Source organism: Paenibacillus baimaensis, assembly GCF_025567575.1.
In genome coordinates this window covers 105,462-123,584 of sequence record NZ_JAOQIO010000055.1, presented here as the reverse complement: position 1 = coordinate 123,584, position 18,123 = coordinate 105,462, and the positions used below count along the sequence as shown (strand labels likewise).

Here is an 18,123-nt window from a genome sequence, read left to right as displayed (position 1 = left end):
TGTCCATGTTGCTCGAGGCAGCTCGGGCAGAGGAACCCGCCACTTGCTGTCGGCGCTGCCGTCGGTGGACGTGCCGTTCGAACGGTTGACCGAGTGGTATCGCAGTTGCATAGAGGTTCGGGATACGCAGGGCGCAGAGAAAGTGTTGATCACCGCAATTTTGAAAGGCATTGACACGAAGCGGCTGTCAGAAATGATGCTTATCGCCGCAACAGATCACTTTTACTTGGACGGCGGGCATGTGTTCGATTTCCACAGCAAAGCCTTTGAGGTGCTGGTGTGGGCGAATGTGTCGCAAAAGGAGCGGATTTTAACTTCGCTCGTACCGATGATGGCTCGTCCGACACGGAGCGAGGAGTTGCACCAGTGGCAAGCGCCGCTGAACCTTGTAGAGCCGATCAAGCAAGCAGTCAACGAGCTAGAGCAGAATGCGGCGCAGGCGCAGCCCATCGGTGGGTCAACGGATGCGCAGCTGTCTGATGATACGGAAGAGCAATTGCTGCAGCAGCTGCTGAGCGATACGCCAGAGCAAACGATCGCTTTGCTGCGCGACCTGCTCATCGCGGGAACGGCTCCGGCGCAATTGGCGAAGCTCGTTGCTTTGGCCGCCGCGGAACGGATCGTTCGTTTCCATACACAGAATGATTTTGGCGATTGGATTGCAGTTCTCCATACGTTCACTTATGCTCACGCCGTGCATGAAAGGTTGCTGCAATCTGATGAACCGCTGTTACAGCGGGCGATTTTTCACGGAGCTGTCAGCGTATATCTTGACCGTTTCTTAAACGTACCGACAGCCGCTCGTCCGAAGCCGTCCGGCTCCGCCGCGCCGACCAACCATCAGGAGCTGCTTGATTTGCTCGATCTTCGCCAGCAGGTCGGACCGGCCGCGCAATGGGTGATGGATTACATTCATGGTGGTGGTGAGCCAGGAGCGCTACTTAACACACTTGGCCATGCGCTGTTGCGGGAGGATGCGGAATTCCATTCTTTCCAAATGTATGAGGCCGCAGTGGCCGAATACGACCGCTGGCAAACGGCGGCAGGCTCTTTTGCGGAGAAGGCCAAAGAAACGATGCTACTCGCCTGTACCCGATATTTGGCGGCACACGCGCCAACCGCACGTGAGCTCCCGCATACGGCTAAAATTGCTTGGAGGCTGCATAAAGGCGAACGGTTGTTTGAAGGAGAATAGCAGATGGGCACGCCAGCTGGATCGTAGGAGCGCTTTGGCTGGTCCCTTTTTTTATCGTGAGGGCATGTGACAACGATTATGATAAAAAGGAGACAATAACATGTTGTTTTCACGGTCAACGCCGCTCATCAAAGATGAACGGGCAATAAGAAGTAGGCAGCCACGCCGCTCTCGAAGGCTTGGGGCAGTGGCTGCTGATATGTACGTTTGAAGTATAGCCAAAAACCAGTTCAGTCAGCATGGAACAATGGCAAAAAACAGCTCTGTTCCCATCTACGGAAGAGCCGGTTTTTCTCGGATTTCTTTGAATGAAAAAGAGAGCCAGACATCTCAACAAAATTAATGGTTTTTTTACAGCTGTCTTGGTCTTCAAGATCCTACGATCCAAATTATGGTATTATTACCAAGCGAAAGGATGAGGATTTGATTCATGTTGAATGGTTTACAGCGATAATTCAACTAAAATCAACTCAAGATCCAACACAAAACGCTTAAAAACATCGAGAAAGAGTTAATCAATTTAAATGAATGACTAAGTCAGAAGGACGATCTTAACCTCTGACAAAAAAACCAAATTTGGTGCTACAAAAGCGGTTATGAACGAAATAATTGATCTGCTATTGAAATTAGTCAGTGTTATTTGTTGGACCTTATACTAATCATTCATTTACTTATTAACAAAAGGAGGCGTTATATTATTGAAGAAACTAATATGGCTGGTTCCACTCTTTGGACTGTTTGTTGTTTATGAAGGAATTGTAGTTTTGATAACCCAGGGTCGTGGGGAATCCATATACGAGCTAGGAATGCTTATACCTGCTACTACTCCCTCACTTATGACCCACGGTTCTATATTTGTTCTTGCAGGTATAGCTCTAATTTGTATTCCTTTTATTTTAAGAAAACTAAAGCTGCTTTATTGAACTAACAAAAAACGTTAGCGACTCTAAACAAACAATGAAGGAGATACCGCGGTAACTTCTTTTGATATGGTACACAAAATAGGACATTTTGTGTACATGTCTACGGTGTAAAGGTCCAGCTCTTAGTACCATGACCGCTAATGCGATTGCACCGCAGACGATTCAAGCCTTTGAAAAAATCGCCAATTAGTATCACATCAAAAGCGGTTGGGTTGGAGACGCGTGGATCAGAGTTGATGCACCTACACCGGTTACATGGTCTGGTATCCAGCAAACGAAGGTGAATGATGTCTTGAAAAAGAAACCGTTCTTTGGTCCATTCATTTTTCTTTGGCCTCGATGCGTTAACGGGATAACTGAATCAGTACTGCGAATAAAAAATTGTAGGCAAAATATTTCTTGTTGAACTAACGCAGACGATTGTTAGATACCAATTATTAGGAGTTGCTTTTTTTCAAGAATAGGAGACAAGATGAGTATGAATTTTGATTTAGTGAGTCATTTTGATATGAGTATACTCTACCTTATTGGAGATATCGAAGGGTTTACCCCTGAGATCGGTCGTTTGGTTTCGATGATGAAATGGGCTAGAGCAACGACACTGCAAAGTGTTCAAAACCTGTCTGGAGAACAACTGGATTTTTTACTGAATGAGCAAAGTAATTCGATTGGCGCTCTCTTCTCCATGCCTCTGCAGTAGAAGTGGCATATCAAGTGAATACGTTTGAGAAGCGAGACCTTAATGATTCAGAAAAGGATCGGTGGGGAGCCGCTCTGGAATTAGGGGAACGAGGGCGTGCTGAAATAAAAGGTCGTCCCTTATCTTACTATATTCAGACCCTAAATGATGTTCGTCAAATGACGCTTGACGAATTGAAAAAATGCAATGACGAGTGGCTGTTTGAAGAAACGCCGTGGTGGGGTAATAAACCCGCAAATAATTACTTTAAGTGGGTTCATGTTTTCGAGGACGAGATTAACCACAGAGGTCAAATTCGGATTATCAAGAAGTACATGCCTCAACCCCGGGAGAGCAATTAAGAACTGAAGGTCACTTTATGTGGCTTCGCTACGACGGATAACGATAGTTCAATGGGGTAGTCTACAACTTTATTATTCGATTTAACTTTAGCAGCACACTGCAATCCGACATTGATTCTAAAACTTTTTATTAATATTTTGGTAATTAATATGACCGGGATTCCTCGATAAATAGGGAGTCCCGGTCTAATGCTTTATTATCACTGGACACAAACGAAAACTTTGAATTTTAATACGACTTGACACATCGGAATAGATGTGATAATTTTTATTAGGTTAGTCTGATAATAAAAAACTCAACTAAATGGGCACCAACGCTTTAAAGGAATGTAATAGTAACACCAGATCATATCACAATTTCTTTAACTCGAAACCCTTGAGATAATAAATAATATATGATAGTATAAAAATATGAAGCGCTTTCAAACTGATTATAAATCGTTTTTTTGTTTTACATGTAATGTATTGTTACGCAAAAAATACAAAAATCTGATTATTTAGTTTGGAAATATTATTTTGTGTTAAGTATATTGACATTAATGTGTCGTGAAGTTATGATGATACCATTAGTTCATTGTAGAACGGTTAAAAAAGAGAACGCCTCTTTTTTTTATCTTTTTTAATGGTCTAAGGTATGAACCTTAACTCATTATTTCAAGGTTTGGAGGGATAGAATTTGCAATCTCAAGTTGATATGCAATTTCAAAAAGTTTCACCTAAGAAAGTTAGTGACTTTATTTTAGAACAGTTGGAAGAAGCAATTATTCTTAAAGAGTTTTTGTCTGAAGAACAATTACCCACTGAGCGGGAACTGGCATCTATGTTTAATGCGAGTCGTCTTGCAGTACGAGAGGCTTTATCCCAACTGGAGGCTAGTGGATTAATTGAGAAGCGGCTTGGGGCCAAAGGAGGAACGTTTGTTCTTCCACTTACGATAAACTCCCACCAGCGGAATCGAGAGGAAATTAGAAAAGATTGGCAGCAGATGCTGAAAGTGTTCGAATTCAGGTCTATTATTGAGCCGGAAGCTGCATGTCTTGCCGCAGAAAGAATCACTCAAAACGAATTATCCCAGCTTAGGAGTTATGTTGAAAAAAGTATGGAAGAAGATTGTACGCGTGAGTTGTTCCGTGCTTTGGATGTAAGATTTCATCTATCCATAGCAAAAGCCTCGGGAAATCACTATTTTGAAAAGGCAGTTAGGCAAATCCGCACTAAAATTAATCCTGCGTTGGATTTGATGACTTACAATTCAAATGTTAAGATGGCCAGCTATCAACAGCACACATTGTTATTAGACGTACTAAAAGAGAAAAATGGACCCAAGGCCAAAGAAATTATGAAGCAGCATACGGATGAAACAACTGCTGCCATACATTCCAGAATTATTTCGAAGGGTACATAGATCTGGTTGTCTTCCCGAGTAACTGAAAGATATTAGACATCTTAGGAGGTTGTTAGATTGGATCTGAATAAACTTATTGGTTTAGCAGAAGATTTAAAGGAACAAATCGTCACTTGGCGAAGAGATTTTCATCAGCATCCGGAAACGGGCTATCAGGAGTTTCGTACTTCGGAAATCGTTGCTACGCACTTAGAAAGCCTTGGACTGGAAGTAAAGCGCAATATTGGGAAAACAGGTGTTGTGGGTATTTTTAGAGGGGAAGAGCCGGGGCCAACCATTGGATTGAGGGCGGATATGGATGCACTGCCAATTCAGGACCTGAAGACGGTCGACTATTGCTCTAAAATTCCGGGAACCGGACATTTGTGTGGGCATGATGCCCACACCAGTATGCTCATGGGTGCTGCTCAACTTCTTGTGAAATTAGGAAGACCTAAAAGAGGAAACATTAAATTCGTCTTTCAACCTGCAGAAGAGGGGCTTGCAGGTGCCAAAGCGATGATGGACGATGGTGTTCTTGAGAACCCGAAGGTGGATGCTATGGCAGGGCTTCATGTCTTTCCTGCTTTGCCTACAAAATCAATTGCTGTAACAAAAGGTGTGGCATTCGCCTCCGCGGATAGTATTACTATCAAGATTATTGGAAAGGGCGGACATGCTGCCCGGCCGCACGAAGCAGTTGATGCGATAACCGTATCCGCACAAGTCATTTCTGCGTTGCAACATGTGGCCAGTCGGCTAGTAGATCCACTAGATCCTGTTGTTGTCACTATTGGCAAGATACAAGGCGGATACATGGGGACTGCGATTGCACCGGAAGTAGATATGGTCGGAACCGTCAGAACGCTAAGTCCATCCTTGCGTGCGAAAATGCCTGGCTTAATCGAAACGATTATACGAGGAGTTACCCATTCATTTGGGGCCGATTATGAGTTTAAATATAACATTGGTTATCCTGTTGTCGTAAACAATGAGGGAATGGTTGACTTCTTAACCGAGACAAGTGAACGTTTATTCGGGGAAAAACGATGGGAAAACGTTAAACCATCCACGGGCGGAGAAGATTTCGCTTTTTATTCCGAAGCAGTTCCAAGTGTGTTTTTTCGCTTAGGAGTTAGTAATGAACAAGAATATACCAGTTATCCCCTGCATCATCCCAAATTTGATTTGGACGAAAATGCTCTTCCATACGGAGTGGCCATGCTTTCTGCTGTCGCGCTCTCTTATTTATCGGATTCATCCCATTGAATATAAACATAACTTAAGGGAGGTTGTTTAATTTGAAACATTGGTATGCAAAAGGGTTGTCTGTTGTTTTGGCTTCAATGCTGGTCGTAGCAGGTTGCAGCGGAGGGGCAGGAAAAGAAAATACCACAAATAAAAATGCTAAGGCTGCAGAAGGCACGGGAGAGAAGGTTTTGACCGTTGCAAACGCAACGGATATTGAAAGCTTCGATATTCAAAATAATAATAATACACAAAGCGAAGCAGTTTTGGTCAATATGTTTGATTATCTATTGAAAAATGATAGTTCCCAAAAGAAAGTTCCTGGTTTAGCGACTTCATGGGAACAAGTGAACGACACGACATGGCGGTTTAAGTTGCGTCAAGGTGTCAAATTTCATAATGGGGACCCGTTTACAGCCGCTGATGTGAAATTTTCGCTTGAGCGACTAGCTAAGGACAGCAAGCTTCTGCAAAACACCTATTACAAACGATTTAAAGAAGTCAAGGTGATCGATGACTACAATGTTGAGATCATAACGGACGGACCCGATCCACTGATGCTGAATCGGTTGTCACGAATGGGAGCCGATATGCTTCCTTCCAAGTATATTCAAGAGAAGGGCATGGATGCTTTCATGAAGGAACCGGTTGGTACAGGGCCTTACAAGTTCAGTAAATGGCTGAAGGACAATCGGGTTGAAATGGTAAAAAACACCGATTATTTCGCTGGTATGCCGAAATGGGACAAGCTTGTATTCCGTGTCATTCCTGAAGCTTCCACGAGAGTATCCGAATTGCTTACGGGGGGAGTTGATATTGCCTCCAACATTCCTACAACAGATTTAAAACGTATTGAAGGTGTCAACGATATGAAAGTGGCGCAGGCTACGATTCAAAGGGTACTGCATCTCATTATGAAAACTGCTCCCGGCTCGGTTACGGCTGATCCTAAAGTTAGAGAAGCTGTTGATTTGGCGATTAACGATAAGGAAATCGTGGATAGTATCGTAGGCGGAGCAGGAATCCCGACACGCACTTCTGTCACGCCTGGTAATTTCGGTGCTGAACCAAGCTTGTATAATCAATATTTGTATGATAAGGAAAAAGCAAAGTCATTACTGAAGGAAGCCGGCTATGCAAGTGGCGGACCCAAGGTCACCTTCTCCACACAAGTTCAGTATAAAGAAATTGCCGAAGTAGCGGCTGCCATGCTTACAGAGGTAGGCTTTCAAGTGAATTTGGAAGTATTGGAAGCAAGTAAGTTCAGCGAGAAGCTCAACTCCAAGAAATTCAATGAGCTGTTCCTGCTGGGAGTCGGCAATTCCTTGTTTGATGCTTCCAACAACTATAACCGGTTTAAATTAGCGAACGCAAAGGGAGAAACAGATTACAATAATCCCGAGGCGGAGGAATTAATTCAATCGGCTGAGAAGAACATGAATCCGGCAGACAGGGAAAAGCAATATCAAAGGGTACAGCAAATCTTTGCTGTTGATCGGCCAACGATTTACTTGTTCCAATTGAAAGGGAACTATGGGGTTGGTTCAAAAGTAGAATACAAGCCTAGACTTGATGAGATGTACTACGCAGAAGATATCAATCCTAAGTGATGAGTAGCAGATGTGTTAGTGAGGGGAACGGGTTTCCCCCTTTAATACAATGTTAATCGGGAGGGGGAAGTTCGTGGGAAAGTATATTTTCAAGTCGCTGCTTCAGATGGTGCCCGTTCTTTTTCTGATCTCCACAATCGTGTTCATTCTTGTACATGTTACAGGAGATCCTGTGGCATTGATGCTCCCGGAGACTGCCACTGAGGAGGACCGTGCAACCTTAACCAAGGCTTTGGGACTTGATAAACCTTTGTTAGTCCAATTTGGCTTGTTCTTAAGCAATGTTATTCGCGGTGATTTCGGCACATCTTTTCATTATGGTCAATCCGCATTGCCACTTGTACTGGAAAGGCTGCCGGCCAGCTTTGAACTTGCTGTTGCAGCGATGGTGGTAGCTACAATCATGGCGATTCCATTAGGTATTATTTCTGCGATTAAGCGCAACACGTTCTTGGATTTATTCATTTCAGGCATATCTGTACTGGGCAAAGCAATGCCTAATTTCTGGACGGGAATCATGTTGATTCTGTTGTTCTCTGTCATGCTCGGCGTATTTCCCGTCTCTGGAAGAGGGGGGATCGAGCATCTCGTACTACCAGCGATTACATTAGGTGCTGCCGTAACGGCACAAATGACACGGTTAATTCGTTCTAGCATGCTGGAAATATTAAATCAGGAATATATAAGAACTGCAAGAAGCAAAGGGCTTCTTGAAATAGTCGTCATCTGTAAACATGCATTTCGTAACGGATTGATTCCTGTAGTTACGATTATGAGCTTACAATTTACAAGCTTGATTGGTGGAACCCTAATTACCGAAACGGTATTTTCCTGGCCTGGATTGGGACAACTGCTGGTAACCGCAGTGAATACTCACGATATGGCTATCGTACAGGCTGCCGTCTTCATTATTGCCATCATTGTTATTATAAGCAATTTGCTGACGGATCTGATCTATCGGATACTTGATCCTCGTATCAAGTACAGCTAGTGAGAGGGGGGAAAGATTTGGCATTGTCAGTTGAAACACATAAAAAGAGCTTAGCCGAAAACTATCATAAAGACAATGTGAAACGAAATCGATTCAACCGCTTATTGAGGCTTTTACTTAAAAGTAAAACGGGAACCGTCGGCGCCATTATTGTACTCGCAGTTTGTATCATTGCCATTTGTGCACCTTTATTTGCTATACATGACCCAGCTAAAATCAATCCTTCGCTAAGATTATTGCCACCAATGTGGTTGGATAAGGGAGCGCCGGGACATTTACTTGGTACAGATAATCTTGGAAGGGATATATGGAGTCGTATCGTGTATGGCTCCCAAGTATCATTGATTGTCGGTATTTGTGCAGTTTTAGTTTCAGGTGCGATTGGTGCGGTATTGGGATTGCTCGCAGGATACTACGGAAAATGGACGAATGCGATTATTATGAGGGTAGCCGATTCGTTTTTAGCGATTCCTACAATTTTATTTATGCTCGTTGTATTAGCGGTATTAGGGCCGGGAATTGGCACACTCATCTTCGTAATAGGTATTACAAATTGGGTTTCTTATGCGCGGGTAGTACGTGGAGAAGTGCTCAGTGTAAAAGAACGCGATTTCGTAAAAGCTGCTAAAGCAGTGGGCGCCAAGGATGTCAGAATTATCTTCACGCATATTCTTCCTAATGTCATATCCTCCTTTATTGTCATATCCACGATGAGTGTTGCCACAACTATAATTATGGAAGCCTCTCTTAGTTTTTTGGGTTTGGGTATAAAACCGCCAGCTGTTTCTTGGGGGGGAATGTTAAGCGATGGAAGGCAGTATTTGGCCACCAGTTGGTGGGTTGCCACTTTTCCTGGAATAGCCATTACGATCACAGTACTGGGTGTTATCTTTTTAGGTGATTGGCTGCGCGATGTGCTGGATCCTCGTATGAAGGCAAGGGAATAACGAAACGAAGCGAGGGATCGATGTTGAAAACGAATTTACTGGAAGTAAAAGAGTTGAAGACCTACTTTAAAACCGAAGAGGGCTTAATTCCATCGGTCAACGGTCTAAGTTTTTCCGTGCTGGCTGGCGAAACATTGGCGATCGTAGGGGAGTCTGGTTCCGGGAAAAGTGTTACCTCGCTCTCGATCATGGGACTTATTGCTCCCCCGGGTAAGGTCGTTGGCGGTGAGGTACGGTTTGAGGGGAGAAATCTTCTTCTGCTATCACGCAAAGAAATGCGCAAGCTTCGTGGAAATGAGATTTCAATGATCTTTCAAGAGCCCATGACGTCATTGAATCCGGTTTTTACAATTGGCAATCAAATTGGTGAAGTTTTTCGGGTGCATCAAGGGTTGGATAAGAAGCATGCGAGGAATAAAAGCATTGAAATGCTGGAGCGTGTCGGCATCCCGAATGCTACCAAAGTGGTGGATAGCTTCCCACACCAATTGTCGGGAGGTATGCGGCAGCGAGTCATGATTGCCATGGCTCTCGCCTGCCGTCCGAAGCTGCTAATTGCGGATGAACCAACAACTGCCTTGGATGTGACCATTCAGGCACAAATATTAGAGCTTATCGCCACCCTAAGCAAAGAGGAGAATACGGGAGTTATTCTCATCACTCATGACTTGGGAGTTGTTGCAGAGATGGCCGATAGAGTAGTCGTTATGTATGCTGGCGAAATTGTTGAAGAAGCTTCGGTCTACGATTTATTTGCACGACCTGGACATCCATATACAATGGGACTTCTCGCTTCGCTACCTAAACTAGATGAACAAAAGGATGAACTTGAATCCATATCCGGCATGGTCCCTAATTTGCTTGATATACCTAGCGGATGCGCTTTTCACCCGCGCTGTCCTCACGCAGATAGTCAATGTGTACAAACAAAACCGCGCCTGGAGTTAAAGAAAGACGGGCACTGGGTCAGGTGTTTGCGCAGTGAGGAGGTGTCATGATGAAGCAAGGTGAAGATAAAGTAACACCGATTCTTGAAGTCAAGGGATTAAAAAAATATTATCCCATTCATCGTGGGCTTTTCTCCAAGAGTAACGAGTATGTACGCGCCGTTGATGGACTCAATTTTCATGTGAACCCGGGAGAAACGCTTGGTATAGTAGGTGAATCAGGCTGTGGGAAATCTACGATGGGGCAAATGATCACACAGCTGCTTGACCCTACTGAAGGTGAAATTTGGTTTGATGGATTAAACTTGACTGAGTTAAGCAAGGAAGAAATCAGACGAACTCGGCGAGATTTGCAGATCGTGTTTCAGGACCCGTTTGCATCTTTGAATCCGAGAATGAGAGTGCTGGATATTGTTGCTGAGCCGCTCATAGTACACGGATTAGCGAAAGGAAAACAGTTGAGAAACACGGTCATTGAATTGTTGGAGACCGTCGGTATGGGAGAGCATCATCTGGATCGTCATCCTCATGAATTCAGTGGGGGGCAGCGTCAACGGATTGGCATTGCAAGGGCACTTGCATTAAAGCCGAGATTGATCGTATGCGACGAACCGGTCTCTGCACTAGATGTTTCTATTCAAGCTCAAATTTTGAACTTGCTCAAAAAACTTCAGGGACAGTTTCAGTTGACTTATATTTTCATAGCCCATGGTTTGCCTTCTGTTAAGCATATAAGTGACCGGATCGCTGTGATGTATTTAGGGAAAATTGTCGAATTGGCTAGCAGGGATGAGTTATTTACGCACCCGAGACACCCTTATACAGAGGCCCTATTGTCAGCAGTCCCGGTGCCTGATCCTACCAAACGAAAAAAACGGATTCTGCTTACAGGCGATTTACCGAATCCTGCTAATGCCCCGAGCGGATGTGCTTTTCATCCACGCTGTCCGTACGCTCAGGATTTATGCCGTGAAAAGGAGCCTGTTCTTGATGGGACGGAGCATTCTGTAGCATGCCATTTCCCACTGTAAAGCGAATAACTGAAAATAAAGGAGGAATGATGGATATGTCTTTTCAACTTGTTATGGCACAACTGACATCGACGGATGACAAACACATTAATTTGAAAAAGGCTGAGGATGCGGTCCAGGAATCGGTATCAGTTCATGGAGCGGAAATCATTGTTTTTCCTGAGGTATTTATGAGTCATTTCCCACTCGGGACGCCCAAAGACGTCTCTTTGAAAGATGCGGAACCGGTGGACGGACCCTTTGTGAACGGTATGGCTGAACTCGCCAAAAGATTCGGAGTATGGCTCATATTTGGAATGCGTGAGGCAGTGGAAGATCCGGAAGAAGAACGTGTATATAATACAACGGTTGTTGTCGATTCTACCGGAAGTATTGTTAGTGTGTATCGTAAAACGCATCTATTTGATGCCTTTGGATATAACGAATCAAGAAATATCAAGCCTGGTGATTCTCTATTCAAGCCAATCGATACTCCATTTGGCAAAATTGGCTTGTTCGTTTGCTATGAGCTGCGCTTTCCGGAGATTGCTCGCTACCAAGCCATACACGGCGCTGATATCATCATTGTGCCGTCAGGATGGGTGCGTGGTCCGATGAAGGAAATGCACTGGACCAATTTGGTGACTACCCGTGCGATCGAGAATACGGTATTTATGGTAGGCTGCGGTAAAGTAAGCGACAACTTTTATATTGGCCAAAGCTTGATTGTAGACCCGATGGGAGTTGTTATGGTCAATGGACCTGAGACGGAAGCACTTATCCCTTGCCGGATTGACCTGAAGCGCGTTGAAGAAGTTCGCGCAAAACTACCTTCCTATGTGCACCGCAGACCTGAACTGTACGATACTGGAAAGGTGGATGCAAATTGAGAAAAATAACAAGTGTATCGGAATATAGAGAAGCTATTAAAAATGAGAAGCCGACGGTGGCTGTTTTTAAAACGGAATGGTGCAAGGATTGTCATTATATGAATCCCTTTATGCCAGAATTGGAAAAGAACTATGGGGAACGGTTGGACTTTATCCAAATTGACCGTGATGAGCTTCCGGAGCTATGCGAAGAGAATAATATACTTGGTATTCCCAGCTTTATTGTGTTTTATCGCAGCAAGGAGCAAGGCCGGTTTGTTAGCAAGCTGCGCAAGACGCGGGAAGAAATTGAATCCTTTTTTGATGAGACGCTTGCTCGCTGCAATCAGGAAGAAAGCAAGTTATGAACAATAACTACTTTCTGAAAGAGATGAGCTGGACAACGTTCGTTGAAAGAAAAAAGCTGACAGATCTGGTCATTATACCAACGGGTGCGTTTGAAGTTTATGGTCCGCATCTGCCACTCGGCTCCGACTCTTTAGTTGCAGTCAAAATTGCCGAGTTGGTAGCAAGGCGCGTAAACGGAATTGTAGGACCCATGCTTGAGGTGGGTGACTCCTCCATGCTTGATGAGTTTCCAGGAACGATAACGATTCGTCCAGAAAGCTTTAAATCCTATCTAAGTGATGTGATGGATAGTTTGGTGAAATGGGGATTTAAGGATTTCCTCTTTATCAATGCCCATGCCGGCAATGTACCGATTATCAATCAGATCTCCTATACGTACCGGGAGCGTAAGGATATTCGCAGGGCACAAATTGATTATTGGAGGTTTATCCAAACCATCGATCAAGGCGTATTGGAATCAGGTGCATTGGCGCATTCTCATGCAGGCGAAGCTGGAACGTCAGTTATGATGCATTTGTATCCGGATCTCGTGGACGTAAGTAAAACGATGAATGTCTCCAGAAAGCGTAAAGATGATTTTCCGGAAATTATGAAATACGGAAAATTGTCAGACAATACCGATTGGGGTACGGTGGGCAACTCGTCACTTGCTACGGCCGATAAGGGAAAAGTATTGGTTGAACGTTCGGTTGAACGAATTATTCATTTTATAGCAGAAAATTGGAAAAATCCAGAGCAGGTATAGCATCACGTACATCGTAAAGTTTGTTAAGGAACTGGAGGAGGAGTCATGAATCAAGGCTGGAGATTTGACACCATTGCAGTCCATGCAGCTCAAAAGCCCGACGAAAAAACAGGAGCCATTTCCCAATCTATTGTTCCTGCTGTTGCCTATGCGTTTCCAGACACTGAAACAGCTGCCGCCGTCGTTTCTGGAAGTAAAGAGGGGACATACTACGGCCGGTACGGGAATCCAACTACACGTACATTGGAACAAAAAATAGCACAGTTGGAATGCGGAGAGGATAGTATCGGACTTAGCAGCGGAATGGCAGCAATTTCATCCGCGCTATTGGCTTTTTTACAGCATGGCGATCATGTTGTGGTAACCAGGGACGTTTACGGCGGAACTTATAATTTTATTACGCTTCTGGCTCCACGCTTTGGTATCACGTATGATTTTGTCGATTGTACGGACGCAGATATCGTGAGAGCAGCTATAAAAGAAAATACGAAAGCTATTTATGTAGAAACGCCATCGAATCCAAAGCTGACCATCTTGGATTTGCCAATGGTTGCATCGGTTGCTAAAGAATGCAATCTGCCGCTTATAGTGGACAATACATTTATGACGCCTTATTTGCAGCAGCCGCTGGAGCTTGGTGCAGATGTGGTTGTGCACAGCGCGACAAAGTACTTAAATGGTCATGGGGATGTACTTGCTGGTTTTGTTGTAGGTAAGAGAGAGGTTATTGATTTTATCCGCAAACGCATTGCAGGGGACTTAGGTCAAAATTTAAATGCTTGGGAGTCATTTTTAATTTTACGCGGGTTAAAAACTTTGGGAATGCGAGTAAGAACCCATTGTGATAACGCAATGAAAGTAGCGGCCTACTTAAACACTCATCCGCAAGTGGCCGCTGTTTATTACCCTGGTCTGGCGACTCACCCTCAACACGAATTGGCAAAAAAACAAATGAGGGGTATGGGAGGTATCGTCTCCTTTGAAATTAAAGGCGGCTTAGAAATGGGCAAAGCTTTTATTAATCGTTTACAGTTGGCAATGATTTCTTTTAGTCTTGGAGATCCGGAGACGTTGGTCCAGCACCCGGCTTCAATGACCCATTTTTCGATCCCCAAGCATGAAAGACAGCTATTCGGGATATCTGATGGTTTAATTCGGCTCTCTGTCGGTCTTGAGGACTCGGCCGATATTATTTCTGATCTTGAGCAGGCATTGCTAATGATAGACACGACCCTATCTGAGAGGGCTCGATAATGGGGAAACGTAAGGTATTAACGGAAGATTTATATGGGTACCAATGGATTAGCGATCCGTCCGTTTGCCCTGTAACCGGATCGATCGCCTATGTTCATACGATGATTGACAAAGAAAAGAACAATTATCGAAAACATATTCACTTCATTACGCTTGATGGAAGTCAAGGTGGGCAATTCACTAATGGAGACAAGGATGAGTTCCCCGCCTGGTCTCCCAATGGCTCGGAATTGGCTTTCCTGCGCACAACTGACAAATCCAGACAGTTATGGATTATACCGGTATATGGTGGGCAAGCAAAGCAGTTGACCTTTGTTGAACATGGTATCGGGTCGTTTAATTGGTCACCTGATGGAAATTTCATTGCTTTCACAACACGGGTGGTAGAGGATCAGGAGCACAAAGCGTTCGTTGGACAAAAAGAAAGGTACCAAACACATGAACAGGCCCAGGTTTTCACCCTTACAAACACAAAGCGAGAGGGAATGGGGTTGTGGGATGGACTACACTCTCACATCTTCATTTTGGATTTGAAGAGTCTTCAAATCAGACAAGTAACAACAGGTGAGTTGGATGCTGTCAAACCTTTTTGGTCACCGGACGGTCGGCAACTCTCTTTTCTTACAGATCCTGATGTAAATACCTTTAATGATATCTTTAGTCTTAACCCTAATGGTGGAAACCTGATTAAATGGACAGATTCTACATTGTCTATCAGTCAAGCAAGGTATTCACCTGATGGAAAAAGGATCATATGTATTGGAAGCGATCGGTTGTACGGAAGTGCTACTCAAAATGATTTGTATTTCGTGTCCGTTGAAGGTGGTACGCTCTCCCGTTTAACTGAGATGCAGGATGTACAACTTGGCAACCTGGCACTTAGCGACATGTTGGCTGCGTCGGCATCGCCATCTCCATTATTCAGTGCAGACGGTTCATTCTTGTATGTACTCGGGTCTTTGCATGGAAATGTACAGGTGTACCGGGTTTCCATGGATGGTACCTATGAGGAGACGACTCGAGGCGACAGGAATGTTTATCAATATGCCATAACTTCGGATGGACGTTATCTTGTTGCAGCCTCCTCAGATCCCTCGAATCCTGGTGATTTGTATCGAATTGATACGCACACCAACGAAGAATTGCGTTTGACAAAAAGCAACGATGAATTACTGCAGCAATTGGATATCAGTTTACCAGAACCATTCTGGTTGGGTACATCCGATGGTTGGAATGTTCAGGGGTGGATCATGAAGCCTATCGGTATGGAGGAAGGTAAGAAGTATCCCATGATCCTGCAAATTCATGGAGGCCCTCATGCGTTATATGCCAACTCTTACAGTCACGAATTCCAAACGTTAACTTCCCAAGGTTGTGTCGTTCTTTATATGAATCCGCGTGGCAGCTTCGGCTACGGTCAAACCTTTGCCAAAGCTTGTCGAGGAGATTTTGGTGGCGGGGATTACCAGGATTTAATGGATGCGGTGGATCACGTGTTAGGCACCTGTGATTTTGTAGATGAAACAAGACTGGGTGTCATGGGCGGTAGTTATGGTGGATTTATGACAAATTGGATTGTTGGCCACACGAATCGGTTTCGAGCTGCGGTTACGGACCGTTCGATATCCAATTGGCTCTCATTTTATGGTACGAGCGATATTGGCATATCCTACACCGAAGGGGAAATCGAAGGCAATCCCTGGGATGATGTTGAGAAACTCTGGAAGCATTCTCCTCTAGCTTATGTTAAGCATATTGAAACCCCGTTGCTTATTCTGCATGGTGAAAACGACCTGCGTTGTCCGATTGAACAAGCAGAACAGTTTTATGTCGCGCTGAAGCGTTTAGACAAGCGTACACAATTGGTCCGATTTCCCAAGGCAAACCATGCGATGCTTAGAAGTGGAGTTCCATCACTTCGACTCGAACGTTTGAATCAAATCAATGGGTGGTTCAATAATATTTTACCCTGAATGTCTAATCATAAAATGAGTTTGTCACCGAAGATTAATAAATTTTCTTCTCAGAGAATCACCTTTGGCACCGTGCCGATCGTCGATGTGACACTATGGGCCATCATGCTGGGCGGTCTGCTGTTCGTGAAGCTTCACAAGCCATTGAAATCTTATCGGGTATAGTAGGAATGGTCACCATTCGTTGTGGTCGTGGATGATGGACAGCGGCTTGGCATTTATGATCCGCGTTTTTACCGTAATGGGCAATCCTTCCTATTCGAATTTATTCATAAATAAATGCAAAACCGACCACCTCCGAAAATGCGGAGCGGTCGGTTTTGTTCATTTATCCGTAACCAGCGTGTATGCTTATGTATACTGATTGTGATTGACTTTATTTTTTGCCAGCTTCAAGTACCCGTTAACGTTCAGCAGCTCACTTTCATCCACGAAGCGCAATTTAATCGGGCCGGCGGCTTCAATAATATAGGAACGAAGTGCTGCCGCTCCTCCCCCGATTACATAAAAGCATTGAATATCAGGATGTTTTTTCCAGCGCTTTTTGATCAGGTCCACGATTTTGTTGGCAGCTCGGCTGAAGTACAGATCGACCACCTGCTTCATGCTGGATTGCCCTTCACCGATGCGTCGAATCGTAAAATCATTTTTTTTGATCCGTTGGACCAGCTTGGCGCGGCTTGGAAACCGATATCCGTATTGATCCTCTACATCGCGAATAATGCTATCCAAATAGGTAGCCATCCCAATCTGCTCTCCTGTGCTGAACTGATTGTCGATGCTCATTTTATTAATGACAGGAAAATCAGTAGTCAAGGCGCCGATCTCGCAAATGCCGATGCAGCCCTGGTGCAGCTCCTCATCCCGAACCTGCAGGTTATCATGTGTGGCCATGTGAAATAACGCCGCTGCACCTTCAATAGAAATGACCGCGCGGCGGATCGATACTTTAACTTTTCGATTTCGCAGGGTAGGTGTGGTCAGGAAGGTGACTTCATGCTCGCCAACAAGCCGATCCTCGAACATTTTATTGTAATAGGAATAGCTGCGTACAGGAAGGCCGGTTCCCAGCGTATATTCGACTTCCTCAATGTTGCCGTAGCCGCTGTTGGTCACGGATTGACTGACAATACCAGCATACGCGAGAGCGGTTAAGGCTACGATCAGAGACTGATCAGAAACTGCTTTATTGTCGGTCTCCTCAAGCTCCATGCTGTCCTCGTTCTCCATAGCAAGTAAGCCAACAAAATAACGCTGGCTGTTCTTGGACAGCCGAGGACTGTGAACCACGACATCAAGCGCCTTTAACGGTGAATCCTCTTCTTGTAAAATGTGTCGTTCATAACCTGGAGCAACAATATTTTGAATTACTAGTGGCTCGCGTACTCCGTCTAATACTACCTTGATACTGTCATTGCCGATATCTATACCAGCCAACTTCATTGATCTGACTCCTCCAATCGTTTCCCAACGAATTACTTTAGTACTAGAATTCGATTTGTTTCCACAAAATCCCTTCGTACTTTAGAACCATTTTCCAGGGAAGGCTGCAAGCATGCAGGGTTATGAAGCGGATTTGACGAATAAGAACGTAGATTTAATCGAAATTTGTTGGTG

General features: G+C 44.3%; 16 protein-coding genes and 2 pseudogenes. 17 read left to right on the top strand and 1 reads right to left on the bottom strand.

The window, feature by feature from the left end:
* The first annotated feature begins 142 nt into the window (after positions 1 to 142).
* The 17 genes and pseudogenes from OB236_RS15955 to OB236_RS40110 form a co-directional block, all read left to right on the top strand.
* Positions 143 to 1,195 (top strand): hypothetical protein, encoded by a 1,053-nt coding sequence (locus tag OB236_RS15955; RefSeq protein WP_262684879.1) that lies wholly within the window; start codon positions 143 to 145, stop codon positions 1,193 to 1,195.
* Positions 1,196 to 1,893: 698 nt separating this feature from the next.
* Positions 1,894 to 2,118 carry a hypothetical protein gene (locus OB236_RS15950; RefSeq protein WP_262684878.1) on the top strand — a complete coding sequence of 75 codons (225 nt, stop codon included), beginning with the start codon at positions 1,894 to 1,896 and terminating at the stop codon, positions 2,116 to 2,118.
* A 514-nt stretch (positions 2,119 to 2,632) separates the two neighbouring features.
* Positions 2,633 to 3,159, top strand: a pseudogene (locus tag OB236_RS15945) (DinB family protein).
* Between the two features lie 676 nt (positions 3,160 to 3,835).
* Complete coding sequence (locus OB236_RS15940) at positions 3,836 to 4,564, top strand: FadR/GntR family transcriptional regulator (RefSeq protein ID WP_262684877.1); 729 nt, start codon at positions 3,836 to 3,838, stop codon at positions 4,562 to 4,564.
* Between the two features lie 63 nt (positions 4,565 to 4,627).
* Positions 4,628 to 5,812: a M20 metallopeptidase family protein gene (locus OB236_RS15935; RefSeq protein ID WP_408638480.1), complete on the top strand. Its 1,185-nt coding sequence runs from the start codon at positions 4,628 to 4,630 to the stop codon at positions 5,810 to 5,812.
* A gap of 77 nt (positions 5,813 to 5,889) precedes the next feature.
* Positions 5,890 to 7,401, top strand: a complete 1,512-nt coding sequence (locus tag OB236_RS15930; RefSeq protein WP_262684883.1) for an ABC transporter substrate-binding protein — start codon at positions 5,890 to 5,892, stop codon at positions 7,399 to 7,401.
* Positions 7,402 to 7,474: 73 nt separating this feature from the next.
* Positions 7,475 to 8,392, top strand: a complete 918-nt coding sequence (locus tag OB236_RS15925) for an ABC transporter permease (protein WP_262684875.1) — start codon at positions 7,475 to 7,477, stop codon at positions 8,390 to 8,392.
* 77 nt (positions 8,393 to 8,469) lie between these two features.
* Positions 8,470 to 9,339, top strand: a complete 870-nt coding sequence (locus OB236_RS15920) for an ABC transporter permease (RefSeq protein ID WP_262684882.1) — start codon at positions 8,470 to 8,472, stop codon at positions 9,337 to 9,339.
* A 23-nt stretch (positions 9,340 to 9,362) separates the two neighbouring features.
* Positions 9,363 to 10,337 (top strand): ABC transporter ATP-binding protein, encoded by a 975-nt coding sequence (locus tag OB236_RS15915; RefSeq protein ID WP_317259353.1) that lies wholly within the window; start codon positions 9,363 to 9,365, stop codon positions 10,335 to 10,337.
* Positions 10,337 to 11,317 carry an ABC transporter ATP-binding protein gene (locus tag OB236_RS15910; RefSeq protein WP_262684873.1) on the top strand — a complete coding sequence of 327 codons (981 nt, stop codon included), beginning with the start codon at positions 10,337 to 10,339 and terminating at the stop codon, positions 11,315 to 11,317. The genes OB236_RS15915 and OB236_RS15910 overlap by 1 nt, the downstream gene beginning before the upstream one ends.
* Before the next feature lie 35 nt (positions 11,318 to 11,352).
* Positions 11,353 to 12,186, top strand: a complete 834-nt coding sequence (locus tag OB236_RS15905; protein ID WP_262684872.1) for a carbon-nitrogen hydrolase family protein — start codon at positions 11,353 to 11,355, stop codon at positions 12,184 to 12,186.
* The gene (locus tag OB236_RS15900) at positions 12,183 to 12,533 is read left to right on the top strand and encodes a thioredoxin family protein (protein ID WP_262684871.1); all 351 of its coding nucleotides are present in this window, start codon (positions 12,183 to 12,185) and stop codon (positions 12,531 to 12,533) included. The genes OB236_RS15905 and OB236_RS15900 overlap by 4 nt, the downstream gene beginning before the upstream one ends.
* On the top strand, positions 12,530 to 13,279 hold the full coding sequence (locus tag OB236_RS15895; RefSeq protein WP_262684870.1) for a creatininase family protein: 750 nt from the start codon (positions 12,530 to 12,532) through the stop codon (positions 13,277 to 13,279). Before OB236_RS15900 ends, OB236_RS15895 begins: the two co-directional genes overlap by 4 nt.
* Before the next feature lie 45 nt (positions 13,280 to 13,324).
* Positions 13,325 to 14,533 (top strand): trans-sulfuration enzyme family protein, encoded by a 1,209-nt coding sequence (locus tag OB236_RS15890; RefSeq protein WP_262684869.1) that lies wholly within the window; start codon positions 13,325 to 13,327, stop codon positions 14,531 to 14,533.
* On the top strand, positions 14,533 to 16,506 hold the full coding sequence (locus OB236_RS15885; protein ID WP_262684868.1) for an alpha/beta hydrolase family protein: 1,974 nt from the start codon (positions 14,533 to 14,535) through the stop codon (positions 16,504 to 16,506). Before OB236_RS15890 ends, OB236_RS15885 begins: the two co-directional genes overlap by 1 nt.
* Positions 16,507 to 16,521: 15 nt before the next feature.
* Positions 16,522 to 16,671 carry a hypothetical protein gene (locus OB236_RS15880; protein WP_262684867.1) on the top strand — a complete coding sequence of 50 codons (150 nt, stop codon included), beginning with the start codon at positions 16,522 to 16,524 and terminating at the stop codon, positions 16,669 to 16,671.
* Positions 16,672 to 16,674: 3 nt separating this feature from the next.
* Positions 16,675 to 16,785: pseudogene (locus OB236_RS40110) on the top strand (metal-dependent hydrolase); the annotation flags it as partial.
* Between the two features lie 72 nt (positions 16,786 to 16,857).
* On the opposite strand, the gene OB236_RS15875 reads toward OB236_RS40110, so the two are convergent.
* Positions 16,858 to 17,949, bottom strand: coding sequence for a ParM/StbA family protein (locus OB236_RS15875; protein ID WP_076233342.1), 1,092 nt, complete (start codon positions 17,947 to 17,949; stop codon positions 16,858 to 16,860).
* Positions 17,950 to 18,123 lie beyond the last annotated feature (174 nt).

Coding starts and splice junctions, on each gene's coding strand:
- OB236_RS15930 (WP_262684883.1), top strand. CDS start 5,890: ATGCTGGTCGTAGCAGGTTGCAGCGGAGGGGCAGGAAAAGAAAATACC.
- OB236_RS15880 (WP_262684867.1), top strand. CDS start 16,522: ATGAGTTTGTCACCGAAGATTAATAAATTTTCTTCTCAGAGAATCACC.
- OB236_RS15875 (WP_076233342.1), bottom strand. CDS start 17,949: ATGAAGTTGGCTGGTATAGATATCGGCAATGACAGTATCAAGGTAGTA.
- OB236_RS15895 (WP_262684870.1), top strand. CDS start 12,530: ATGAACAATAACTACTTTCTGAAAGAGATGAGCTGGACAACGTTCGTT.
- OB236_RS15905 (WP_262684872.1), top strand. CDS start 11,353: ATGTCTTTTCAACTTGTTATGGCACAACTGACATCGACGGATGACAAA.
- OB236_RS15885 (WP_262684868.1), top strand. CDS start 14,533: ATGGGGAAACGTAAGGTATTAACGGAAGATTTATATGGGTACCAATGG.
- OB236_RS15890 (WP_262684869.1), top strand. CDS start 13,325: ATGAATCAAGGCTGGAGATTTGACACCATTGCAGTCCATGCAGCTCAA.
- OB236_RS15910 (WP_262684873.1), top strand. CDS start 10,337: ATGAAGCAAGGTGAAGATAAAGTAACACCGATTCTTGAAGTCAAGGGA.